The sequence below is a fragment of the Flavobacterium ajazii genome, from assembly GCF_010614725.1.
GTDB lineage: Bacteria > Bacteroidota > Bacteroidia > Flavobacteriales > Flavobacteriaceae > Flavobacterium > Flavobacterium ajazii.
Genome location: NZ_JAAEHL010000003.1, coordinates 162,614 through 188,042 on the forward strand (window position 1 = coordinate 162,614; position 25,429 = coordinate 188,042).

The following is a 25,429-nucleotide window of genomic DNA, read 5'->3' on the forward strand; positions in this document are numbered from 1 at the left end:
CAACAAAACTATAGTTAAAAAGAGGAAAATCAGCTAACTAATGGATAGTCTAAAAACGACATGAAGTATTTCAAAACTTAAAGAATCAAAAATCAAATAACTGATTTTTAGATTATTATGTTTTTGCTTTAAAAAAATAACAAAAAACGAATAAGATCATTTTTTGACAATTGTCAAATTTTATTTTTTAGAATGGTTACGAATTTTCGCACGAACCCTGCTGAGTGTTTCGAGATTAATACCTAAAAAAGAAGCAATAAACTTTAACGGAATCCGGGTTGAAAGATGTTGGTAGGATTTAAGGAAATATTCGTATTTTAATTCGGCTTTGCTTAATCTTCCCATTAAAGCCCTTACTTCGGCATCTGCATAATATTTTTCATAAATACGTCTTGCCATGATATTGAAATCGGGATCAATAGTATACAATTGCTGTAAGTCAGAGTGTTTCATACCTAATAATTCAGAATCTTCAATAGCTTCCATATTTTCATAACTCGGAATTTGTAATACAAAACTATGAATACAGGCAACTAATTCATTTTCAACAGTAATCCAGGTAGTAATATCTTTTACGTCTTCAACATATCCTCTGATAGCACCTTTCTTTACAAAATAAATCATATCGCAGATTTCTCCTGATTTATGTAATTTTTTGCCTTTTCTTACTTTAATAGGATACGTATTTTGGATTAAAAAGGTTCTCGCTACATCAGAAATTGGATAAACACTATTAAAAACATATAAAAGGATAGCAGCCTCTTCAGGTGTACTGTGAGGTAAGTTTTTAAGTATTTTATCCATTAGTGTAGGTTTTTTAAATTTGTTTTTGGCTTTGTTCTTGGTGAGGTATTATAACTTGCCAAATCTACAATTGTTTCTTCTATTATCTGACAAACTTATAAAAAACAAAAAACTCATTCGTTTTACAGAATGAGTTTTTATATTTTTAGTTTTTTTCAATCCATTTTCTGGCATTAACAAAAGCTTCGTGCCAAGGCGAAACCTCGTCATTTCTGTCTTTTGGATAATGCGCCCAGTTCCATTGGAAAGTCGAACGCTCAATGTGAGGCATCATCACTAAATGCCTTCCGGTTTTGTCACACATCATAGCCGTGTTGTAATCAGAACCGTTAGGATTTGCTGGATAACCTTCGTAAGCATATTTCGAAACAATATTGTATTGGTCTTCTGCATAAGGCAATTTGAATTTACCTTCTCCGTGAGAAACCCAAACTCCTAAAGTACTTCCTGCTAAAGTAGATAACATAACTGAGTTATTTTCCTGAACTTTTACAGAAGTAAAGATACTTTCGTGTTTCTGGCTTTCGTTATGGTGCATTTTTCCGTGAACTTCATGTTCTGGATTGATAACTTCTAATTCCATAAACAACTGACATCCGTTACAGATCCCAACAGAAAGAGTATCTTCTCTTTTGAAGAAATTATCTAAAGCTGTTTTTGCTTTTTCGTTGTATAAGAAAGCCCCCGCCCAACCTTTAGCAGAACCTAAAACGTCTGAGTTAGAGAATCCTCCAACAGCTCCGATAAACTGGATATCTTCTAAAGTTTCACGTCCCGAGATTAAGTCTGTCATGTGAACGTCTTTTACGTCAAAACCTGCCAAGTACATAGCATTCGCCATTTCACGCTCAGAGTTACTTCCTTTTTCACGGATAATTGCCGCTTTTGGTCTTGGCTTAGAATTGTCAATTTCTGGTTTCTTTCCTGTAAAATGTGTTGGGAAAGTATAATTTAAAACCTGATTTTTATAGTTTTCAAAACGTGCCTGAGCTCTTCCATTTTTAGATTGTTTTTGATCTAATAAATAAGAAGTTTCAAACCAAACGTCTCTATAAGTTGGAATATCTAAAATCCAGTTTCCAACTTCTAAAGATGCTGTAGAAGTTACAGAACCAATTTTGAAGAATTCAACATTATTAGCTTTTAATTTAGCTTCAACAGCTGCATCAGATTTAGCTTGGAATACGATTCCGATGTTTTCTGCGAAAAGGATTTTCAGCAAGTCTTTTTCCGCGAAAGAGCTGAAATCAATTTTAGCTCCAAGATTCACATCAGCAAAACACAATTCTAATAAAGTAGTGATTAAACCACCGCTTCCGATATCGTGACCCGCTAAGATTTGGCTTTCGCCGATTAATTCCTGAATGGTATTAAATGTATTTTTGAAGAAAGAAGCGTCTTTAATAGTAGATGTCTCGTTTCCAATAGTGTTTCTGATTTGTGCAAAAGATGAACCTCCTAATTTGAAATCATCTTGAGACAAATTGATATAAAAGATTGAATCTCCGTTTTTCTGTAAAACTGGTTCAACTACTTTTCTGATATCTGTACAGTTTCCGGCAGCCGAAATAATAACCGTTCCTGGCGCAATTACTTCGTCGTTTGGATATTTTTGTTTCATTGAAAGTGAATCTTTTCCTGTTGGAATATTGATTCCCAATTCAATTGCAAATTCAGAACAACCTTCAACAGCAGCGTATAAACGAGCGTCTTCACCTTCGTTTTTACAAGCCCACATCCAGTTTGCAGATAAAGAAACTCCTTTTAACTGCTCTTTTATAGGTGCCCAGATAAGGTTTGATAACGATTCTGCAATTGCATTTCTAGATCCTGCAACCGGATCAATCAAAGCTGCAATAGGAGCGTGGCCGATAGAAGTTGCAATACCTTCTTTTCCTAAATAATCCAGCGCCATAACCCCAACATTATTCAAAGGCAATTGTAACGGACCAGCATTTTGTTGTTTCGCTACTTTTCCTCCAACACAACGGTCAACTTTGTTTGTTAACCAGTCTTTTGAAGCAACGGCCTCTAAACGTAAAACGTCTTTTAAATAGCTTTCGAAATCTGCAGCGTTATAAGCAACGTCAGCATATTTTCTGTCAACTGTATTGTCAGTCATAACCGTTTTTGGAGAACTTCCGAAGAAATCTTCTAAAGCATAATCCATCGGTTTTGAACCATTTGTTTGTGATTCGAATGTAAAACGGTGATCTCCCGTTACATCTCCAACCTGATACATTGGAGAACGCTCTCTGTCGGCAATTCTTTGTAACGTATCAATATCTTTTTGACCAATAACCAATCCCATTCTTTCTTGAGATTCGTTACCGATAATTTCTTTTGCAGAAAGTGTTGGGTCACCAACAGGCAATTTATCTAAATCGATCAAACCTCCAGTTTCTTCAACCAATTCAGAAAGACAGTTTAAGTGTCCACCCGCACCGTGATCGTGAATAGAAACAATTGGGTTATTGTCGCTTTCTACTAAACCACGAATTGCATTAGCAGCACGTTTTTGCATTTCTGGGTTAGAACGCTGAATTGCATTCAACTCAATTCCTGAACCAAAAGCTCCTGTATCTGCAGAAGAAACCGCAGCACCACCCATTCCGATTCTATAGTTTTCACCTCCAAGAATAACGATTTTATCGCCTTCTTTTGGTTTGTGTTTGATAGATTGATCTAATTTTCCGTAACCAATTCCACCCGCTTGCATGATTACTTTATCGTAACCAATTTTTCTGTTTTCTTCTTCGTGTTCGAAAGTTAAAACAGAACCTGTAATAAGTGGCTGACCAAATTTATTTCCAAAATCAGAAGCTCCGTTTGAAGCTTTGATTAAGATATCCATTGGAGTTTGGTACAACCATTTTCTTTCTTCAACTGCGTTTTCCCATTTTCTGTCTTCTTTCAAACGAGAGTAAGAAGTCATGTAAACTGCAGTTCCAGCAAGTGGCAACGATCCTTGTCCTCCAGCTAAACGGTCACGAATTTCTCCTCCAGATCCTGTTGCAGCTCCGTTGAAAGGCTCCACTGTTGTTGGGAAATTGTGTGTTTCTGCTTTTAATGAGATTACAGAATCGAATTCTTTTATTTCGTAAAAATCAGGTTTGTCTGCTGATTTTGGTGCGAATTGCTGCACTTTTGGACCTTTTACAAAAGCAACGTTGTCTTTGTAAGCAGAAACAATATCGTTAGGATTTTCCTGAGATGTTTTTTTGATTAATTTGAAAAGAGAAGTTTCTTTTTCTTCTCCGTCGATCACAAATGTTCCGTTGAAGATTTTGTGACGGCAGTGCTCTGAGTTTGCTTGAGAGAAAGCAAAAATCTCAGAATCAGTTAGTTTTCTTCCAAGTTTAGTTGAAAGATTATTTAAATACTCAACTTCTTCTTCGCTTAAAGCTAAACCTTCCACTTTGTTGTAAGCAGCGATATCATCAATTTCCAGAATTGGTTCCGGCTGAATGTTGATAGTGAAGATTTCCTGATCTAATTCGTTGAATTTTTGAGAAAGCATTGGGTCAAAATCAGTAAAATCTTCAGTTGCAGGATGAAATTCCTCAATTCTGATAATACCGGAAATTCCCATATTCTGAGTAATTTCTACAGCATTTGTACTCCAAGGTGTGATCATAGTGGCACGCGGACCAACAAAAAAACCCGTCAGTGCGGATTTTTCGATCTTATTTGCGTCGGCAAAAAGCCAGTTTAATTTTGAAATGTCTTGATCTGAAATTTCGTTTTGCGTTTGTACGGCAAAAACAGTTTTGCTTTGGTTTTCAAAGAAATGGATCATTTTTGTGTGTAGTTTGTTGTATTGAGGTGCAAATTTAGTTTAAATAAATAGCAAGCGCAAATTTGATAACAAACTCTTTCGAAAAAAATAAAATTGAACTGAAATTAAGTTAAAAATTAAGAATCTGCTTGTTTTTGGCTAAGAGACCATAACAAGCAGATTCTGATATTTTTTATTTCACGTAGATTTGACAGAACTAAAAAAAATCTGCCAAATCTGCGTAATAATTACTTACTCTACCACTATCTTTTTAATAATAGTTTTGGAATCTTTTTCAATTTTAACCACATAAATTCCTTTTGCAATATGACCTAATCTAATTACTGCATCGGTACTATTTTGTTTTTCGAAAACTTTTTGTCCTGTAACAGAGAATATTTCTAAGTGATAAGGAGAATCAAAGTTGCTTAAACCAATATTGAAATTTCCATTAGAAGGATTTGGAAAAATCAAAACATCATTTGAAATCTGAAGAGCTTCTTCCTCAATCGTTATTGCCATTTTACCGGATAAATTATTGCAAGTATCTGTTGTATACGAATCCCATTCTCCACTCAGATTAAAAGTCGCACTCGGAGAAGTTACAGTCGATTTTCTTCTTAAAGTAACGTCAATTGCAAAATTAGCTGTCCCTCCATTAAAAGTTCCGATGATATCGATTAGAACTCCGTTTTTAAATAAACCTACGGCATCATTTCCGTTAAAAGTTAATTCTGTTGCCGTTGTTGAAATATTGGCTGCACTAGTAGAAAAACAGCTTGAAGAAATAGAACTGTTTACAATTACAAATTTACTTCCCGTTGCTAAAGTTCCACTTAAAACTAAACCTGTACTCCATGAACCGGAACCATTGGTTTGTTTTTTAATAGTGTAAGCAGATAAACTAACAGAACTTCCGGTATTATTTGCAATTTCTAAAGCCTTATTATTCCCAGAGCCTTCAATGTATTCAGAGAAAAGCAAATCGGTTGCTGTTCCTGTTCCGCTGCTGTTGGTTGTAACTGAAATTGTATTGCTTGAAGATGAAGTATTTCCGGCCGCATCTTTTGCTTTTACATAAATTGAATAAGCAGTAGAAGCCGTTAAACCTGTAATTGTTGCGGTTGTGCCAGAAACCGTCGTTTTTAGAACATTATTTGCATAAATATCGTAACCTGTAACGGCAACATTGTCTGTAGAAGCTGTCCACGAAAGTGAAATTGAAGTTGCTGTTTTTGAAGTCGAAGCTAAACTTGTTGGAGTAGTAGGCACCTGAGTATCGCCTGAGGATGTTCCTCCCCAAATTAGATTTACATATTCGGGATGATCAATAAATGGATTTCTGTTATTCTGACGTGCGTAAATCGCATTATTTCTTGCAACTTCTCTTGCGCTTACAGGATCTTGCGCATGCCACGCCAAAAGCAGATTTAAAAAAGCGGTTGTAAAAACCTGATTGCTGGAACCATTAAACATGGCATAAGAATATCCTGCAACGGTATTTTCATATCGTGTTGCAAAGTAAAAATACATTCTCGCAATATCACCTTTAAATGCATTAACAGGTTCAAAAACAGTTCCTGAATATCCGGATACGGAACTTGACCCTAATTTGCTTCCGTTTTGAGAAGTATAAGTAGCAGAACTCACAGTTCCGTGTGGGTAATTTGAGCGTACGCCGTTTACTTTTCCGTCCGTTGGTGTAATAAAATGTGCGTCGGCAACCATTGGAGATTGTTCGTTAAAAACCGACTGTGGAATAATATGTTCTCTATTGTAGCAATCGCCCTCCACTGAATAGTTTCCACATCTTTGAGTAGTTCCGGTTGTGTAATTGTATGGATCTGTTCCTGATGGATTTTCAGAATACATATCTAGTATTGTACCGTCGTTTTCGTAGAAATTATCGACGTCTGAAGTTAGATAGGTTGTGTAAAGTCCGGCATAACCATTATTGGTATGGTCTTTAATAATGTTATACAATTGCGTTTTTAAGGCATAACCGGTTCCAGTTGCGGTGCTGTAATAACCCGAAGGAATTTGAGCAAAACCAATTGTAACAAACATCAATAACAGTAAAAAGTAGTTTTTTTTCATAATTAATAGTTTTTAAGATTTGGTTTGAATTGAATTTTTAATTTTATAAAACACTGAATTTTAAAGATTTAAAAATTAATTATAACAAATCTACTACTTTTATGAATCGAAAACGTTAAGTGATGTTTAATTTTAGATATATTTTCTTACGTAGTTTGATTTTAAGGAACAAAGGAGCAGTATAGCAAGTTTCTTAATCTCGCAAATACGCTAAGTCGCAAAGTTTTTTTAACTTTTAAAGATTAGATTTAGCGATTTAGCGTCTTTGCGAGCAAAAAAATCCAGCTTAAATAAATAAACTTATTTCGGAAAATCCTTATTCTGATAAGCTCCCAAATCTGGTGGAGAGGTTCTTGTGTTTCCAATAATATCCAACGGAATGATATATACCTGATTACCTTTAGCGAAAGCGGCAGAAGTATTGTCAATATTAAGCCTATTCAGATTGATATTAAAAAACTTCGGATTTTCGTTTAAAATAATGGCATTATAATGTGCTGTATCTGTACCAAACTGATAGTCCGGATTTGATGTGTTACCAAATTTAAGCAGACAATTATTTAACTGATAAACAAAAGCAGTATTTACATTTTTATCTAAATTGAATTCATTGGTATTTGAGCCATAAATGATACAATTGTTAAAAGTAGCCTGAGTAAGCGGATTGGTTTCAGGTGTTGCTTCAGCTAGTTTGTTACTTAAATTAACCGCATATTGCTGTCCACCAGACCAGTTATTATTAAAAGTACAGTGCGTAAATTTATAATCGCCTCCATAAACGCAGGATAAAGCTGCTAAACCCGCATAATTAATAACGATATTCTCTCCGTTAATTTTAGCATTTTGAGCAAGAATTCCGTAATTGGAACAATCATAAATCTGGGTGTTTTTAATCTGAAAAGTAGTTGCATCCTGATTTCGTATATCAAGACCAATTTTGGCATTCTTTAAAGTAAGGTGATTTATAGAATGATTCGTACTTCCTTCATCAAAAATAATCGAATTCCATTGTCCCGGAACATCTGAATACTCAGGTTCTAAACGGTCGCCTTCAAAAATCACTTCATTTTCCAGGTTTTTAGTCGTTGAAACATTTCCATTAATCTGAAGTGAAGCTTTATTACTTACAAAAAGCCCCGAATTATCATGAAAGTGTACTCTCGCTCCGGCTTCAAAAGTTACTGTTTTGTTTTCGGGTACTCCTGCGTATCCGTAAATCACATACGGTTTATCATTCGTAAAAAGTAATTCATTTCCGTTTGTGTCATCATTCTCATCCAGATAAAATCCGTCTACATCTTTACCATCAATCTGAATTTTTTCTTTAGTCCCATCAGAATTTTTCTTCGGATATAAAAATACAGCGTCCTGAATCAGAGTTACCAAAGCAACTTTTTGAAGATTGGAGCCACTGTCAAACTGAATTTCATCTGTATATAAAAAATCAACAGGATCAGCATCTGTAATGTCTGCTGTGGTTTCAATAAAAATATATAAACTGTCTTTGGCTAAAAGTGTAACATTGTTGAAAATCTTGCCATTATTACCGTTCATTCCGTCAACAGTCATTCTGTATTTTGAGGTCAAACCGTTTTTTAGCTGAATGACAGGAATATTGATATCATTTTTACTGCGGTTGTATACTTTTAAATTATAAGTGCTCGATCCGATATTTTTAAACACAGTATCTAAATAAACCGTGTCTTTTGAAAATTTTAAATCTCCGGAACTGGCAACCGTATCAAAATCAGTTCGACATGAAGTGGCTGCTAAAAGAATTCCAAAAATAAAGAGCACAAAATAATGACGCATTTGAATTGTTTTTCTGTAAAAATAACAAAAATCTTATATGCGAAAAGGGATTTTTAATTATTAGAATAGTATTTTCTAAATTCTGTCTCATCTTTTTATTTAATTTTACGATTTTAAAGCTGATTTTAATGAATTACACAAAAGAGCAAATTATAGCGTATTGCAATGAGTTTTCGAAAAACACCTTGATGGAAACGCTAAAAATAGAATATATTGACGCCGGAGAAGACTTTTTGACTGCCAAAATGCCTGTAAATCCAAGTGTTCATCAGCCAATGGGATTACTGCATGGAGGAGCTTCTGTAGCTCTCGCAGAAAGTGTTGGAAGTGCGGCATCACATTTTTTCATCAATGCAAAAGAACAGGAAGTACGCGGAATAGAAATTTCAGCAAACCATCTAAAAAGTATCCGTGAAGGAGTTGTTTTCGGGACAGCCCGCATAATTCATAAAGGCAGAAGCCTACACCTTTGGGAAATTAAAATTACTGATGAAGCCGGAAACCTGATTTCGCTTTGTAAACTGACAAATATGGTTTTGGATAAAAAGAAAGTTTAACAATTTATATTTCAAATTTTAATGACCCAAAAACATACTGTTTCAGTTTCTTCCGCTTTTAAAAAGATGACCACGAAAGCGATTCTTTCTGTTTTGTTCTTCTTTCTTGTTTATATTTTCCTGATTATTTGCGGAATAGGTATTACAGTTCTGGCGGCTATTGGCGGTATTGCAATTATCGCCGCTAAACCAACATTTATTACCATTATGATTGGCGCAGGATTATTGTGCATGGGAATACTTGTTTTGATTTTTCTTTTTAAGTTTATGTTCGTCAAACATAAAGTAGATCGTTCTCATTTAATTGAAATTACGCGTGAAGACGAACCAAGATTATTTGCTTTTATTGATGAAATTGTAAATGTTGTAGAAACTGATTTTCCAAAAAAAGTCTATTTATCTTCGGACGTTAATGCTTGTGTTTTTTACGATTCTACTTTTTGGAGTATGTTTTTGCCTATCAAGAAAAACCTTCAGATAGGAGTTGGCCTTGTAAATTCTGTTTCAGAAATTGAACTTAAAGCTATTCTTGCACATGAATTTGGACATTTTTCTCAAAAAAGTATGAAAGTGGGCAGTTATGTTTACAATGTAAATCAAATTATTCACAACATGCTTTATGATAACGATTCGTATAATTCGATAGCTCAAAGCTGGGGAAGCGTAAACGGATATTTTGCTTTTTTTACTGCGCTTGCTGTTAAAATTGTTGGAGGAATTCAGTGGATTTTACAGCAGGTTTATAATGTTGTAAACATTAGTTATCATGCATTGTCGAGACAAATGGAGTTTCATGCAGATGCTGTGGCTGCCAGTGTTACAGGTTCAAAGCCTTTAATTACTTCCCTTTTAAGACTTGATCTTGCTGATCATTCTTTTACTACCGTTTTAGATTACTACGGAAAAAAAATCTCAGATTCGATAACTACAGAAAATCTCTATTCGCAGCAATCCTTTGTAATGAATTTTATTGCTGTAAATAGCAATTTAAAAGTCGAAAATGATTTACCTCAGTTAACACCGGAATTTTTAAGCAGGTTTAATAAATCTAAACTGGTAATCGAAAATAAATGGGGAACGCACCCAAGTACAGAAGACAGAATTAAGGAATTAGAAAGATTAAATCTGGATGTAATCAACGAAAATAATGCATTAGCCATTGGGCTGTTTAATGATGGAGTTGCATTACAAAACAAGTTTACAAACAAAGTGTTTTCTTCTGTAACATATACGAATAATGTTGTTTTTCATAATAATGAAGAATTTGTAAAAGAATACAAAAAAGATTTTTTTGCTAATTCATTTGATGTAATTTACAATAAATATTACGATAGTAAAAATCCTGAAATTCTCGATTTTAATTCCTTAACACACGAATCAGCTAAAAAAGATCTTAAAGATTTGTTTAGCAATAATGCCGTTGATTTAATTTACAGTACAATTTCTTTAGAAAATGATATAAACACATTGAAGCAAATCGCCGGCGGAAATTTTGAAATAAAATCATTTTCTTATGATGGACATAAGTTTTTTGCCAAAAATGCTCAGGAACTAATAAACGAATTAGAACTTGATTTAAAAAAATCTAAAGAAGAAATCATTGAAAACGACAAACAAATCTATTTATACTTTTTAGAACTGGCAAAAAATCAAAATAAAGATATTGAGCTAAAGGAACTCTATAAAAAAATCTTTGAATTAGATAAAAGCTATGATGAGAGGATAGATTTTTATATCAAAATGATGAATGCTTCTGAGTTTATTTATCGAACATGTCCGGTCGAAACAATTAATCAGAACATGAAACTCCTCAAAAAAGAAGAAGAGAAATTTAGAAAACAAATTGAAAAACTCTTAGAGGATAATGTTTACAGACCTGTGATAACTGTAGAAATGAGAGTTTCATTCAATAAATATTTATCTGAAGAATGGGTTTATTTTAATGGCAATCAATATCTGGAAGAAGTATTGCAATTATTAACGGAATCTCTTGTGAATTATCAGTTTGTTATTTCAAGAACCTTCTTTGAAACAAAAAAAGAACTTTTAGATTACCAAGTTCAACTTTTAAATCATGAATAATTTTTTCTCAAAAACAAAACAACATTACAATCAAAATTTACCTTTTGTAATTTATTCAAAACCAAATTCATCTAATATTTTTGGAATTTTACAGCAAAATAACATTTTACATACAATTGCTGATTACAGCGAAAAAGGATTTGTTTTTGCTTCTTTTGACGAAAAACAACTTGTTTTAATTCCTGAAAGTGAATCTGAAATTATTACGGCTGAAAAAGAAATCACCGCGTTCGAATCTATAGAAACTGATGATTTAAATTTTGATATTAACGCTAAACTGCAATATGAAAGTTTGGTTTCGAAAGGAATTCAGGCTATCAAAAACGAAGAATTCAAAAAAGTAGTTTTATCAAGAAGTGAAGAAGTGCCATTGAAGGAATTTGATTTTATCAGTACTTTTCAGCATTTGGTTCAATTATACCCTACCACATTTTGTTATTGTTTTTTTCATCCTGAAATAGGATTTTGGATGGGAGCAACGCCTGAACAGCTTTTAAAAGCAAACGGAAATGTTTTTGAAACTACAGCTTTAGCCGGAACGCAAAAAGCAAATTTAGAAACTGAGATTCGCTGGGAACAAAAAGAAAGAGACGAACAGCAGTATGTAACCGATTTTATTATAAAACGTTTACGTGAAGTTGCCAATTCGGTTGTTGTTACAAAACCGTATAGCTTAAAAGCCGGATCGATTTGGCATATAAAAACGGATATATCGGGAGTTTTAAATGAAAAATCGACTTTACAAGAGGTTATTGATACATTACATCCAACACCCGCGGTTTGTGGTTTACCAAAGAAAAAAGCAAAAGCATTTATTTTAGAAAATGAAAATTACGACAGGACTTTCTATACAGGTTTCCTTGGCGAATTAAACAGCAGTTTTGCAGAATCAGATTCAAGTTCTGATTTATTCGTAAATTTGCGCAGCATGCAGATTCAGGAAAACAAAGCCATTCTATATATGGGATGCGGCATCACCAACGAAAGCATTCCTGAAAAAGAATGGGAAGAAAGCGTCAATAAATCGATGACGATGAAGAGAGTATTGAAAAAGGAAAAAAGAGAATAGAGTAAAGAAAATAGATAAAAGATCAATTTTAATTTTCAGAATTGTAATTGATATTGATTTTTGAAATTGACATTGAAAATTATGAAATTAGATATACTAGCCTTCGGGGCACATCCTGATGATGTAGAATTGGGCTGTGCCGGAACAATTTTAAAAGAAGTTTCTCTTGGAAAAAAAGTCGGAATTGTTGATTTGACCCGAGGTGAACTGGGAACACGGGGAACAGCAGAAACCAGAGATCAGGAAGCAAAAGACGCAGCAAAAATACTGGGAGTTGTCGTACGTGAAAATCTAGCCATGCGTGATGCTTTTTTTACGAATGACGAAAAACATCAGTTAGAAGTTATAAAAATGATCCGAAAATACAGACCTGAGATTGTTTTATGTAATGCAATCGACGATCGTCATATCGATCACGGGAAAGGAAGCAAATTAGTTTCTGACTCGTGCTTTTTGTCAGGTCTAATGAAAATTGAAACTTCACTAGATGGAGAGAAACAGGAAGCCTGGAGACCTAAAGTTGTCTATCATTATATTCAATGGAAAAACATCGAACCGGATTTTGTAGTAGACATTACCGGATTTGAAGAAAAAAAGATTGAAGCAATCCTAGCTTATAAAACACAATTTTATGACCCGGATTCAAAAGAGCCTGCAACACCCATTACAAGTAAAAACTTTCTGGAGAGCTTAAATTACAGAGCTCAGGACTTAGGAAGACTGGTTAACAAAGATTTTGCCGAAGGTTTTACAGTTGAAAGATGTTTGGCTGTCAACAGCTTAGGAGATTTGATGTAAAAAAGATGATTTTTTTTCATTTTTTTCTTTGTAGAAGCAAACCTTTGTTATATATTTGCACTCGCTAAGCAAAAATGGTGGTTGTAGCTCAGCTGGTTAGAGTAGCGGTTTGTGGTGCCGCGGGTCGCCGGTTCGAACCCGGTCAGCCACCCAGAAATTTAAAGCCTTGAAGAAATTCAGGGCTTTTTTTGTAGCTTAAATTCATTTAACCCAGCTCCTGTATTTTTTAGATAATAATCCCATTCCCAAACGATACTGAGATTTAGTTTAAAAACTGAAACCAAAACAGTGTTACAAAAAAAAGACTGCCTTTTTAGACAGTCTTTCATTTTTATACTTTAACTAATAGTAAACATTCTTTTAATTCTGGTTTTTCGACGATGAAGTTTAATAACCATTCTTGCAATTGTTCCATTTCGTAAGGTAACAGTGTTTTGATAGCTTTTTCTAATTCTTTGCAAAAAAGCACCGGGTCGAAACTTACTCTTTCAAGTATTGATTTCGTGTAATCAAACATCATTTTTGACATAATAAAATAAGATTTTGGGGGTTATCTCTATTTTTAAACTCGAGCCAAATTTAAACAAATATCATATATAAAATATTATTTTAACTTATTTTTTTCAAAAGATTAAGAACGAATACGTTTTCTTAATGAGTATAAATCAATATAGAATAATTCTAAATAACTCGCTTAAACCTCTTTACGAGCTCTGAACATTTCTCTTTTTCCCGGAGGTCCAGCCAATTTTTCAACTGTAAATCCGACAGATAGCATATTTCTTTTGATAATTCCACGGGCAGCATACGTAACCAAAACACCATTTGGTTTTAAACTATTATACATTTTCTGAAAAATATCAGCAGTCCATAGTTCCGGCTGCACCCGATATCCGAAAGCATCAAAGTAAATCAAATCAAAAACTTCCAAATCGTTTATTTCATCAAAAAATTGTTTTCTTTTGGTTAATGAAAAATTAGAGGTAATTTCATTTTTCTGATTCCATTCGCATTCATGCATTTTTTTAAATATATTTTCAAACGAGCCAGCCTCTAATTCAGAAACATAATTCATAGCCAAAACTTCCTCCGAATTAACAGGATAAGCCTCTACTCCTGTATAATCAATATATTGCTGCGAATCATTAGCATCAAGAAAAGTAATAAAAGCATTCAGACCTGTTCCAAAACCAATTTCAAGAATACTTACCGGTTTATCTTTAAACAAATCAAGTCCGTTTTTTATAAAAACATGTTTGGCCTCCTGAATTGCGCCATGTTTTGAATGATAACATTCATCCCATTCCTTTAAATGAATTGTAGTTGAGCCATCTAGCGTTTTTATAATTTCCCTTTTCATTAAAATTTGAATTTTGCAATGTGATTTTAAAATCAAACATTGTGTTTTATGTCAAATTTAGTCAAAACAAATGCGTAAAGCCTTAAAAAATCAAGGTTTTTTCATAAATTCTTTATAAAAACCAGTTAAAATTTTAAGTTTATTATAAGATAAATAAATCGCAGTCAAATGAGCTAATTAGTGTTTTTTTGGCAAGGAAATTATATATTTTTACTTAATTTTGCATTCAATAAATTCTATTTTATATCATATCATCACTTTAAGAGATCTTCTTTGATGATGAAAATTACGTAAAACTTACATTATTATGAGTACAACTCAAGCAAGCAAAATTGAAATCAGAAAAGCCACTTCTTCTAAAATTAGCAGTGTAGACTTTGAAAACTTAAGCTTTGGTGCTGTGTTTACAGACCATTTATTTGAATGTGATTTTAAAAATGGGGAATGGCAAACACCGGTCATTAAGCCGTATGCTCCTATTTTAATGGATCCATCTTCTAAAGTCTTTCATTATGGTCAGGCAATTTTTGAAGGAATGAAAGCTTACAAAGATGACAATAATGATGTTTGGTTGTTCAGACCTGACGAAAACTACAAACGTTTTAACAATTCAGCTGTTCGTATGGCAATGCCTGAAGTTCCTGAATCAGTTTTTATGGATGGTTTGAATGAATTATTGAAAATTGACAAAGACTGGATTCAGAGAGGTAACGGAAGCAGTATGTATATCCGTCCTTTTATGATTGCTACAGGCCCTGGCGTTGTGGCTAATCCGTCTGATGAATATAAATTTATGATTTTACTTTCTCCTGCAAAATCGTATTATGCTGGCGAAGTAAAAGTAATTATTGCAGAACATTACAGTAGAGCTGCTAATGGTGGAATTGGAGCTGCAAAAGCTGCAGGGAACTATGCTGCACAGTTTTACCCAACCAACCTAGCTAACAAAGATGGTTTCCAACAGGTAATCTGGACTGATGACGCAACGCATACTAAATTGGAAGAAGCAGGCACAATGAATGTATTCTTTAGAATTAATGATACATTATTAACTGCACCAACAAGCGAAAGAATTTTGGATGGTATCACCAGAAAAAGTTTAATTGCTATGGCTGAAAAAGAAGGTTTAAATGTAGAAGTTCGCCCGGTTATTGTTTCTGAACTGGTAGAAGCAGCTAAAAACGGTTCTTTGAAAGAGATTTTTGGAGCAGGTACTGCTGCAGTTATAAGTATTATCAAAGGATTCTCTTATCAGGATGTTTACTATGAAATGACTCCTGTTGAGAATTCATACGCTTCTCTTTTAAAAGAAAAACTAACAAATCTTCAAAACAAACTTGCTGAAGACACATTTGGCTGGACTGTAAAAGTTCAATAGTTTAAAAGATTTTTATAAAAAAAGAACCCGACAAATTAAAATTGTCGGGTTTTATTTTTATAAAAATAATTTCGAAAAATCAGGTTTAAAATAATTTGGTCCTTTCATTACTTTTCCGTCTTCACGATAAACAGGCTGTCCGTCTGCACCTAATTTACTCATATTACTGCGCTGAATTTCATCAAAAACAGCTTCAATTTTGTCCTGTAGCCCATGTTCGATAATTGTACCGCATAAAATATACATCATATCCCCAAGGGCATCAGCAATTTCAACCAAATCATTATTCTGAACCGCTTCAAGATATTCTTCATTTTCTTCTTTCATTAAATTATAACGAAGGATTTTTTTGGTCTCTCCTAAATCAGCAATTGGAGTTTCACTATGCCCTATCTTAAAAGCGGTATGAAATTCTTTTACAGCATCTATTTGTTTTTTCATTGTTTATTCAATTAAATGGACTGCCAAATTAGCAACTATTCGTATACAATTCTCTAAATTTGCCAAAATAATTTTATACTATGTTTAGTCAGGGACAATTAATATTTGCAGTTTGTTTTTTTATTGCTTTTGTAATCGTAATGATTTTTGCTTACCGAAAAGATTTAGCACTGCACAAAATTTTTTACAAAGGAAATTATAAGGTTTTAATCACTTTTCTACTTTTTATTCTGATTCTTTTTTTAATCAAATTCTTTTTTAAAAGATAAATGAAAAATTTATTTCTATATTTAAAAATGTAAATTAAGAAATAAAATATACGCTAACCTTTTTAAAATCGTTTAGTTATACATCTTGTGATTATGAATGTAATTAATGAAAGAAGTATTTTATTTTTGTTTTTCGTAACACAGGTAATAAATTTATAACTTTACGACACCAAATATCCGCACAATGAAAATCCTCAAATACCTATTCCTTTTATTATTACTAAGTTTTGTTGCTTTAAGCGTTTTTGTAGCCACCCAAAAAGGTCTTTTTACTGTCGAAAGAAGCAAGGTGATCAATTCACCCAGAGCTACTGTATATCACTATGTAAATGATTTTAGGAATTTTGAAGATTTTGAATCCTGGGCGGTGGAAGACCCTACGGTAAAAATGTCTTTTCCTGAAAAAACAACCGGAAACGGAGCTTCATTTTCGTGGGAAAACAGCGAAGGAAGGGGAAGTGGAATAACATTAGAAACGAAAGAAGGAGAAAGTATTCATCAGAAAATAAACTTTGACGGAACTGATTCTGATGTTCATTGGATTTTTAAAGATACGCTTAACGGAAAAACGAAAGTTACCTGGAAAGCAAAAGGTGAAATGAGTTTTTTATTTAAAATCTATACGGTTTTAAACGGCGGATCTGATAAAATAATTGGGACAATTTATGAAAAAACGCTTGTCAATATAGATAAAAATCTGGATTACGAAACAAAAACATATGCTGTGCAAGTAAATGGAGTTGTTAGAAAAACAGAGACTTTTTATATAAAACAAACCTTTACAAGTGAAATTCAAAAAGTAAACAAAAACGCAAGAGCTGTGATTCCAAAACTGATTGAATTCAGTAAAAAAAATAATTTATATACAAATGGTAAACCTTTTATTATTTACCATACTTATGACACAAAAACCAATCTGGCTAAAATTTCTATCTGTCTACCTATAAATAAAGAAATTTTGACAAGTACCGGAAGCGATATTTTATCCGGAAAATTAAAAAGTTTTGAAGCGGTAAAAACTACTTTGAAAGGAGATTATTCACATAGCAGCGAAGCGATTTCAAAAACAACAGCTTTCATCAACAAAGAAAAACTTGTTCAGGATTTAACCTGGTCGCATTTGGAAATTTTGACTGCAGGCAAACTGGATGTCAAAAGCTCTTCAAAATTAATCACAGAGTTTTACTATCCGCTTGTTCCAAAAGTAAAACCTGTTATTGAAGTACCTGCATACAAACCAGCTTCAACTGTAACTCCGGCTGTTAAAAAACCTATACAAACCCCTACCCCTACAACAACTCCAGAGGAAGAATCTGAATTTTAAAAAAAAATACATGACAGATTAAACCTTTTGTAATAAATTCATTCAAACAAGATAAATAAATAAAACTTGACAGACGAGAAGGAATTTATAGCACAATTATTAAATCCTAAAACGCAGAATGTTGCGTTTCAGACACTCTTGTCAGAATACCAAAAGCCCCTGTATTCCCATATTCGCAACATTGTTCTGGATCATGATGATGCTGATGATGTTTTACAGAATACATTTATAAAGGTATTTCAGTATTTGAAAAATTTCAAAGGAGAAAGCAAACTTTTTTCATGGATGTACCGGATTGCAACCAATGAAGCATTGACTTTTTTAAACCAAAAAGCAAAATTAAACGGCTTAACATCTGAAGCCTTACAGAATAAAACAATAGATAATTTAAAGGCAGACACTTATTTTGATGGCGATGAAATCCAAATAAAGCTTCAAAAAGCGATTATTACTTTGCCTGAAAAGCAACAATTGGTCTTTAAAATGAAATATTTCGAAGAATTGAAATACGAAGAAATCTCTGAAATTCTAGGGACTTCGGTGGGCGCATTGAAAGCTTCGTATCATCATGCAGTAAGAAAAATCGAAATATATGTTACATCAAATTAAACCTTTTGTTATAAAATATATCTTATAGACATTATGAAAGAATTTAAATTAGAAAATGAACCGAAAATAAAAACCGGATTTAAAACCCCGGAGCATTATTTTGATGATTTTTCGGCAAGAATTTTACAACAAATAGAAGAAACAGAAGTAAAGGTAATTCCGATTTACAAACGCAAAAAGGTTATTACAATGCTTGCTGCTGCGGTAGTTATTGTAGCTCTAATGATTCCGATAGTGAATACTTACAACAAATCGAAAGAACTTGACGAAGCAGCTTTAGAAACCTATTTGTCATATCAGTCTAACTTAAATCAGTATGATTTGATTAGGGAACTGGACACAAAAGATATTGAAGCAATAAACCAAAATGTTGTCTTAGAGCAGGAAACATTAGAAGATGTTTTATCTTCGAATCCAAATATTGAAAATTTAATTTCAGAATAAATTAAAATTATAAAAGATGAAAATTAAAATTATACTACCCATATTATTGTTTTTAGTTAGTTTTTCATTCTATGCACAAAATGATAAAGTTGATGAAAAGCGAGAAAAAATTAAAGCCTTTAAAGTTTCTTTTTTGACAACCGAATTAGAACTTACACAAGCTGAAGCAGAGAAATTCTGGCCAATTTATAATGCGTTTGATGACAAACAATATGAACTACGCCACGAAAAAATGAAAACTTATCTGCGTAAACTGAACGATGAAAACGTTAATTCACTTTCAGAAAAAGAAGCAGCAACTTTATTGTCTCAAATAGAAAGTACTGATAAAGAATTATACTTTTTAAAGGAAAAATACATGAGCAACCTTAGAAAAGTGCTTTCTGCGAAAAAAATATTAAAGCTTAAAAAATCTGAAGATGATTTCAATCGAAAATTATTGAAACAGTATAAAGAAAAAGCAGCTAAGAACTAAGAAGTATAAAAGCAAAATACCACGCATAATACCACAAGAAGCAAAATACCACAGAACAGCAGCGATAAAACCCCTATATAATAATACTTACTTTATTATTTAGGGGTTTTGTTTTTTTATTATTTTAAATGAATTCGTATTACTTTGTTATAACCTGCAGCAATTGCTGTGTTTTTATTTAAAAAGCGAATAGTAAATAGCTTTGTATCAGTAGATAATTGTGTCCAGTTTTCTCCACCATTTTGGGAATACTGTATACCTTCAGATCCTACACAAATAATTTCCCTGCCATTTCCTCCCGGAACATACTGTATACAGGATGCATATCCAAATCCCATGTTTTGACCAATAAGTTCCCATGTTTTTCCTCCATCTTTGGTAAAAGCTTTATTGCCATTTTTATTATTAGGAAATTCATAATCACCTCCTGCTATAAATCCTTGTTTAGAATCATAAAAATCAGCTGTAAAAATACCTGTCATTTCCTTTCCCTGAACAATAGGTGTTTCAGCCGTTTTCCATGTTTTTCCTTTATCCGGAGAGTAAAAAACACGAGCTTTTTTACCTCCTGAAACAATCCATGTATCATTGCCTTTAATCACAATATTAGAATTGCTGGCTGCAAAAGCAGCTTCACCGTTTGCATTAGTTGGTAATTTATCTGAGAGTACTTTTGTCCAGGTTTCACCTCCGTCACGGGTAATGATTATAGAGAAAGTGTCTTCTGTTGGATCGCCAACAGCAATTCCTTCGTTATCGTTCCAGAATTGCATGCTGTCATAAAAAACTTTTTCATGAATCTCTTTGTAGACTAATTTAACTTTTTGTGTTTTTTTTGAAATCTGATAAAGTAAAGCAGGATTTGCAATACTTAACAAATAAACATTTTTTGAAGTCTGAGCAATACTCCTGAATTCTAATTTTAAAGTATCACGATAAATATGTTCTTCAAATTTTTCATTTTTATCTAAATCATAATACCCGTAACGAGAATTATCTCCACCATACCAAATTTTATTTTTATCAATAGTAATGGCTCTAATGCTTATTTTTTCTTCAAACAAAGTATCTATTCGAATTGATGTAAAACCATTGTAAGATTTGGTTTTTAAATTATTATTCAGCGTTTTAAATGATACAAGCAGGATAAAAGAACATACAAATAAAACTGTTTTTTTCATAATTCGGGGAAATTAGTTTTTGCTAAAATACAATTTAATAATGAGGATTGTAAAATGTTATGTTTTTTTTCTGGCACAGTAATTGGATATTCTACAATAATTAATTTTAATAATAATTTGCCATGAAAACCAGACTATTTTTGATAGGGCTTTTGACATTAGGTTTTAGTTCGCTTCAGGCGCAAAACCAAACTACTGTTTACGCAAAAAATTCGGATATAAGTGATAATTTAGATTTAAGAGCAGTTGCTTCAATTTTTGGAGAGTCAGCCAATCTACAGGATTTTGAAAGAAGATTAAATGATCCAAAATATCAAATTTCAAATCTTGATTTGAACAATGATGATCAGGTTGATTATTTACGAGTTATCGAAACGGTTGAAGACAGAACTCACGTTGTTGTTATTCAGTCTGTTTTGGATCGAGATGTCTATCAGGATATTGCAACGATAGATGTCGAAAGAGATAATTATAACAAAGTAAGCGTTCAGGTCGTAGGAAACAGTTATTTGTATGGGGCTAATTATATTTATGAACCCGTTTACAATGTGACACCTGTTATCTATACGTCGTTTTGGGTAACCAATTATCGCCCTTATTGCTCTACATGGACATGGAATTTCTACCCAACGTATTATGTAGCCTGGAGGCCTTTTCCGATTTACAGATATAGAAGTAACATCAATATTTGTATCAATGTAAACAATCGTTACAATTATGTAAATTACAGAAGAAGTTACAGAGCTCCTGTGATATATGAAACAAGACGTTGCTATGGTTACGAAAGACAACATCCTAATTATAGTTTTTCACAGAGACACGCAAATATTAATAACCGATATGAATTGGATCAAAGACGTGTAGCAAGCAGAGATTATAACAGAAATCAGAATGTTTATAGTAACAACAGATCGAATTCCGGAAGAGTTTATAATGAAAGCAGGACTTCAAACAGAGTTTATAACGATAACCGAAATATATCTGACAGAAGTTACAATTCAAACAGAGCTGCTTCAGGCAGAAATGATAATCCTGTAAGAGTTGAAAACACCCCAAGGTATGAATCCAGAGGAAATTCGAATGACAACAGAAACATCTCTAACAGGAATTACAATTCAAACAGAATAGCTTCAGGAAGAGATAATTCTGCAACTGTAAACAATCCTGTAAGAGTAGAAAATACTTCAAGAAATGAATCAGGAAGAAATTCTAATGAAAGCAGAATGAATTCTTCAAGAGGAAACTCTGAAAACAGATCAGTTTCAAGCCCGAGAGCAGAATCTTCAAGAAGTTATGCTCAAAGCAGATCAGCTTCTGAAAACAGATCAGCGAGACCGCAAGCTTCACAGCGTTCTGAGTCTCCGAGAGCAAATCAGGAATCAAGAGGCGGAGGAAATTCACAAAGAGAAAATACTTCAGAATCAAGAGGTGGAGGAAGAAGAGGATAATTTAAAAACGAAGTTTTAAGTCAAAAAGAGCACAATCTAACGATTGTGTTTTTTTTTGTTCTTTTTAATTATAATTGACACTAATTTATTTTAAAACAGTAAATTTGCAACCGTCTTTTATAAAAATAACATGAGCGCAGCGCATAAAAACTTACACAGTAAGTTGTCTATTGGAGGTTTATTAATCACATTAGGAATTATTTATGGAGATATTGGGACTTCTCCATTGTATGTAATGAAGGCTATTCTTGGTGAACATACAATTGATGCTGATATTGTTTTAGGAGGTATTTCCTGTGTTTTCTGGACCCTGACACTTCAAACGACTATTAAATATGTACTTATTACCTTAAGCGCTGATAATCATGGAGAAGGAGGGATTTTTGCTTTATATGCACTGGTAAAGAAAACAAAAATAAAATGGCTCATTGTACCGGCCATAATTGGAGGAAGTGCCTTGTTGGCCGATGGAATTATAACACCGCCAATTTCGGTTTCATCTGCAGTAGAAGGGATAAAAACGTATTATCCTGAAATCAATACTATTCCAATTGTTATCGGAATTTTATTTGTTTTATTCACCATTCAACAATTTGGGACCAAACTCGTTGGTAAATTTTTTGCACCAATGATGCTTATCTGGTTTGCAATGTTGGGAACTTTAGGGGTTATTCAAATTTTGGAGCATCCTGAAGTTGTAAAAGCGATTAACCCTTATTATGCCTACAAATTATTGTCTATTCATCCTGATGGTTTTTTTGTTTTAGGTTTTGTATTTCTATGTACCACAGGAGCAGAAGCATTGTACTCAGATATGGGACACTGTGGAAGAAAAAACATCAGAATCAGCTGGATTTTTGTTAAACTGACTTTGGTTCTGAACTACTTTGGTCAGGCAGCTTATCTAACACATCATGAAGGAAGTACTTTACAGCAATTAGGAGGCCAAAACGGCAATCCATTTTACTTAATTATGCCACACTGGTTTCTTCCATTCGGAATTATAGTAGCGACGCTTGCAGCTGTAATTGCATCTCAGGCACTTATCAGTGGCTCATTTACTTTGATAAATGAAGCTATGCGATTAAATTTCTGGCCAAAAGTACGCATCAAATATCCTACTGAAGTAAAAGGACAATTGTACATTCCGTCCATTAACTGGCTGTTATTTTTTGGCTGTGTCGGAATCGTTCTGCACTTCGAAGAATCAAGTAATATGGAACATGCCTATGGTCTGGCTATTGTATTATGTATGATTATGACCACCATTTTGCTAAATTATTACCTGATCATGAAAAGAGTAAAATTGTACTTTATGGTTCCCTTAATTACAATTTATCTTGTAATAGAAGGTTGTTTTTTACTGGCTAATATCACCAAATTTGCCGAAGGAGGTTATGTAACTTTAATCATTGCAATAATGCTGATTTCAGTAATGACCATATGGTTTTTAGCTAAGAAAATTAATAAAAGCTATACTCAAATCGTCAAAATTGACGATTATAAGAAAGTATTAATGGAATTGAGCGAAGATTTATCAATTCCAAAATACGCCACTCATTTAGTTTATATGACTAATGCTAACCGTATAGATGAACTAGAGCAAAAAGTAATCTATTCAATCTTGCAAAAGCGTCCAAAAAGAGCCGATATCTATTGGTTTGTACACGTAAATATTCTAACTGAACCTTATAAAACACAATATAAGGTAACCGAAATTGCTAAAGACGATATTTACAGAATTGATTTCAATTTAGGATTTAGAGAACCAACCAAAATCAATTTGATGTTTAGGGAAGTTATCCGTGACATGGTAAAAAATGGAGAAGTTGATATTACCAGCCGTTATGAATCATTAAATAAAAACAATATTGTTGGAGATTTTAAATTCGTATTGTCTGAAAAATTCTTATCTAATGACTCTGATTTATTATGGCATGAGAAGATAATCATGAACTCCTATTTCTTAATTAAAAAATTAAGCTTGTCTGAAGAAAGCGCTTTTGGATTAGACAGCAGTTCAGTTAAAATAGAGAAATTCCCAATGGTACTTCATGCTCCGGAGAATATAGGTTTAACGAGAATTATAAAATAAACCGTTTCAAAAATAAATTCAAAAACACTCTTTTTATATATCAGAGTGTTTTTTCTTTTTTTATCTAAAATAACAATCAAAATTTAAAATTTAACTTTCAATCAATTAATAGTACCTTTGCAACTCAAATAATTAAAATGAGATTACACAGAAATTTAGTTTATACTACCATTGATTCTTTAAATGCAATTTTCAATGAAGGAGAATATGCAGATAAAGTGGTAGCCAGAGCCTTAAAAAAAGACAAGCGTTGGGGAAGTTCCGACAGGAAGTTTGTTGCTGAAACGATATACGAGATTGTTCGCTGGAAACGATTATATGCTGAAATTGCCGAAGTGAAAGAACCTTACGACAGAGATAATTTATGGAGAATGTTTGCAGTTTGGGCAGTTTTAAGAGGATACCCAATCCCAGATTGGAGACAACTGGAAGGTACTCCTGAAAGAAAAATAAAAGGTCGTTTTGACGAGCTCTCCAAAACAAGAGCCTTAAAAGAATCTATTCCTGACTGGATGGATGAATTAGGAGTGAAAGAATTAGGCGAAAAAGTCTGGGCAAAAGAAATCGCAGCCCAAAATCAGCCTGCTAAAGTTATTTTAAGAACGAATACGCTCAAAGGAACCAAAGAAAGCCTTAGAAATACATTGATGGATTTAAATATTGAAACAGAATATTTAAAAGATCAGCCCGAAGCTTTGGTTTTAAAAGAAAGAGCAAATGTATTTTTGACAGATGCTTTCAAAGAAGGACTTTTTGAGGTTCAGGATGCGAACTCACAATTGGTTGCCGGTTTTCTTGATGTTAAGCCGGGAATGCGTGTTGTTGACACCTGTGCCGGTGCTGGAGGAAAAACATTACATATTGCTTCTTTAATGGAAAACAAAGGACAATTAATAGCAATGGATTTGTATGAAAGCAAACTGAAACAATTAAAATTAAGAGCTAAAAGAAACGGCGTTTTTAATATTGAATATCGCATTATTGACACTACAAAAGTGATCAAAAAGCTTCATGAAAAAGCAGATCGTGTTTTAATTGATGCACCTTGCAGCGGATTGGGAGTATTAAAAAGAAATCCTGATTCTAAATGGAAATTACAGCCAGAATTTATAGATAACATCCGTAAAGTTCAGTCTGAGGTTTTAGAAAGTTATTCTAAAATCGTTAAACCAGGCGGAAAATTAGTTTACGCGACATGTTCTGTATTGCCTTCTGAAAATCAGGAGCAAGTAGAGAAGTTCCTGAAAACTGAAATCGGAAAACAATTTACTTTTATTGAAGACCGAAAATTACTAGCTTCAGATTCAGGTTTTGACGGCTTTTATATGGCTTTGTTGGAGCGTAAAAAATAAATATGGACCTATATTTAAAAATTCCTGGTTCCAGTTTTACAACTGGAACCAGGAAT

At 33.2% G+C, this 25,429-nt stretch carries 21 protein-coding genes and 1 tRNA gene; 14 read left to right on the forward strand and 8 right to left on the reverse strand.

Annotated elements, in window-relative coordinates:
* Window positions 1-180: 180 nt before the first annotated feature.
* The 4 genes from GWR14_RS06095 to GWR14_RS06110 form a co-directional block, all read right to left on the reverse strand.
* On the reverse strand, window positions 181-804 hold the full coding sequence (locus GWR14_RS06095; protein WP_163408149.1) for a Crp/Fnr family transcriptional regulator: 624 nt from the start codon (window positions 802-804) through the stop codon (window positions 181-183).
* Between the two features lie 145 nt (window positions 805-949).
* Complete coding sequence (gene purL, locus GWR14_RS06100; protein WP_163408150.1) at window positions 950-4,603, reverse strand: phosphoribosylformylglycinamidine synthase; 3,654 nt, start codon at window positions 4,601-4,603, stop codon at window positions 950-952.
* A gap of 231 nt (window positions 4,604-4,834) precedes the next feature.
* Window positions 4,835-6,679 (reverse strand): endonuclease, encoded by a 1,845-nt coding sequence (locus tag GWR14_RS06105; RefSeq protein WP_163408151.1) that lies wholly within the window; start codon window positions 6,677-6,679, stop codon window positions 4,835-4,837.
* A gap of 300 nt (window positions 6,680-6,979) precedes the next feature.
* Window positions 6,980-8,491: a hypothetical protein gene (locus tag GWR14_RS06110; RefSeq protein ID WP_163408152.1), complete on the reverse strand. Its 1,512-nt coding sequence runs from the start codon at window positions 8,489-8,491 to the stop codon at window positions 6,980-6,982.
* 128 nt (window positions 8,492-8,619) lie between these two features.
* Here GWR14_RS06110 and GWR14_RS06115 point away from each other — a divergent pair, with 128 nt between their 5' ends.
* From GWR14_RS06115 to GWR14_RS06135, 5 genes are all read left to right on the forward strand, one after another.
* The gene (locus GWR14_RS06115) at window positions 8,620-9,048 is read left to right on the forward strand and encodes a PaaI family thioesterase (RefSeq protein WP_163408153.1); all 429 of its coding nucleotides are present in this window, start codon (window positions 8,620-8,622) and stop codon (window positions 9,046-9,048) included.
* A 66-nt stretch (window positions 9,049-9,114) separates the two neighbouring features.
* Window positions 9,115-11,130: a M48 family metalloprotease gene (locus GWR14_RS06120; RefSeq protein ID WP_163408154.1), complete on the forward strand. Its 2,016-nt coding sequence runs from the start codon at window positions 9,115-9,117 to the stop codon at window positions 11,128-11,130.
* The gene (locus GWR14_RS06125; RefSeq protein ID WP_163408155.1) at window positions 11,123-12,199 is read left to right on the forward strand and encodes a chorismate-binding protein; all 1,077 of its coding nucleotides are present in this window, start codon (window positions 11,123-11,125) and stop codon (window positions 12,197-12,199) included. Before GWR14_RS06120 ends, GWR14_RS06125 begins: the two co-directional genes overlap by 8 nt.
* 81 nt (window positions 12,200-12,280) lie before the next feature.
* Window positions 12,281-12,997, forward strand: coding sequence for a bacillithiol biosynthesis deacetylase BshB1 (gene bshB1, locus GWR14_RS06130; RefSeq protein WP_163408156.1), 717 nt, complete (start codon window positions 12,281-12,283; stop codon window positions 12,995-12,997).
* A 77-nt stretch (window positions 12,998-13,074) separates the two neighbouring features.
* Window positions 13,075-13,148: transfer RNA gene (locus GWR14_RS06135), tRNA-His, on the forward strand.
* 180 nt (window positions 13,149-13,328) lie between these two features.
* Here the strand turns inward: GWR14_RS06135 and GWR14_RS06140 are convergent.
* Window positions 13,329-13,526, reverse strand: coding sequence for a hypothetical protein (locus GWR14_RS06140; RefSeq protein ID WP_031457182.1), 198 nt, complete (start codon window positions 13,524-13,526; stop codon window positions 13,329-13,331).
* 165 nt (window positions 13,527-13,691) lie between these two features.
* A complete protein-coding gene (mnmD, locus tag GWR14_RS06145; RefSeq protein ID WP_163408157.1) occupies window positions 13,692-14,357 on the reverse strand; it encodes a tRNA (5-methylaminomethyl-2-thiouridine)(34)-methyltransferase MnmD in 666 nt (221 codons plus the stop codon).
* A 307-nt stretch (window positions 14,358-14,664) separates the two neighbouring features.
* Here mnmD and GWR14_RS06150 point away from each other — a divergent pair, with 307 nt between their 5' ends.
* Window positions 14,665-15,735, forward strand: coding sequence for a branched-chain amino acid aminotransferase (locus tag GWR14_RS06150; RefSeq protein ID WP_163408158.1), 1,071 nt, complete (start codon window positions 14,665-14,667; stop codon window positions 15,733-15,735).
* 57 nt (window positions 15,736-15,792) lie between these two features.
* Here the strand turns inward: GWR14_RS06150 and GWR14_RS06155 are convergent, their stop codons facing one another.
* Window positions 15,793-16,176, reverse strand: coding sequence for a pyrophosphohydrolase domain-containing protein (locus tag GWR14_RS06155; RefSeq protein ID WP_163408159.1), 384 nt, complete (start codon window positions 16,174-16,176; stop codon window positions 15,793-15,795).
* A gap of 80 nt (window positions 16,177-16,256) precedes the next feature.
* Between GWR14_RS06155 and GWR14_RS23895 the strand changes: the two genes are divergently transcribed.
* The 5 genes from GWR14_RS23895 (at window position 16,257) to GWR14_RS06180 (ending at window position 19,297) form a co-directional block, all read left to right on the forward strand.
* Entirely contained in the window at window positions 16,257-16,445 is a 189-nt protein-coding gene (locus GWR14_RS23895) for a hypothetical protein (RefSeq protein ID WP_163408160.1), read from the forward strand.
* A gap of 184 nt (window positions 16,446-16,629) precedes the next feature.
* Window positions 16,630-17,769 (forward strand): SRPBCC family protein, encoded by a 1,140-nt coding sequence (locus GWR14_RS06165; RefSeq protein ID WP_163408161.1) that lies wholly within the window; start codon window positions 16,630-16,632, stop codon window positions 17,767-17,769.
* Between the two features lie 66 nt (window positions 17,770-17,835).
* A complete protein-coding gene (locus GWR14_RS06170; protein ID WP_163408162.1) occupies window positions 17,836-18,378 on the forward strand; it encodes an RNA polymerase sigma factor in 543 nt (180 codons plus the stop codon).
* Between the two features lie 33 nt (window positions 18,379-18,411).
* On the forward strand, window positions 18,412-18,822 hold the full coding sequence (locus tag GWR14_RS06175) for a hypothetical protein (RefSeq protein ID WP_163408163.1): 411 nt from the start codon (window positions 18,412-18,414) through the stop codon (window positions 18,820-18,822).
* A 16-nt stretch (window positions 18,823-18,838) separates the two neighbouring features.
* Window positions 18,839-19,297, forward strand: a complete 459-nt coding sequence (locus tag GWR14_RS06180) for a sensor of ECF-type sigma factor (RefSeq protein WP_163408164.1) — start codon at window positions 18,839-18,841, stop codon at window positions 19,295-19,297.
* 119 nt (window positions 19,298-19,416) lie between these two features.
* Here the strand turns inward: GWR14_RS06180 and GWR14_RS06185 are convergent, their stop codons facing one another.
* Window positions 19,417-20,478, reverse strand: coding sequence for a VPS10 domain-containing protein (locus GWR14_RS06185; protein WP_163408165.1), 1,062 nt, complete (start codon window positions 20,476-20,478; stop codon window positions 19,417-19,419).
* 122 nt (window positions 20,479-20,600) lie between these two features.
* Here GWR14_RS06185 and GWR14_RS06190 point away from each other — a divergent pair, with 122 nt between their 5' ends.
* From GWR14_RS06190 to GWR14_RS06200, 3 genes are all read left to right on the forward strand, one after another.
* Entirely contained in the window at window positions 20,601-21,926 is a 1,326-nt protein-coding gene (locus GWR14_RS06190) for a hypothetical protein (RefSeq protein ID WP_163408166.1), read from the forward strand.
* Window positions 21,927-22,056: 130 nt separating this feature from the next.
* Window positions 22,057-24,021: a KUP/HAK/KT family potassium transporter gene (locus tag GWR14_RS06195; protein WP_163408167.1), complete on the forward strand. Its 1,965-nt coding sequence runs from the start codon at window positions 22,057-22,059 to the stop codon at window positions 24,019-24,021.
* A 137-nt stretch (window positions 24,022-24,158) separates the two neighbouring features.
* Entirely contained in the window at window positions 24,159-25,373 is a 1,215-nt protein-coding gene (locus GWR14_RS06200) for an RsmB/NOP family class I SAM-dependent RNA methyltransferase (RefSeq protein ID WP_163408168.1), read from the forward strand.
* Window positions 25,374-25,429 lie beyond the last annotated feature (56 nt).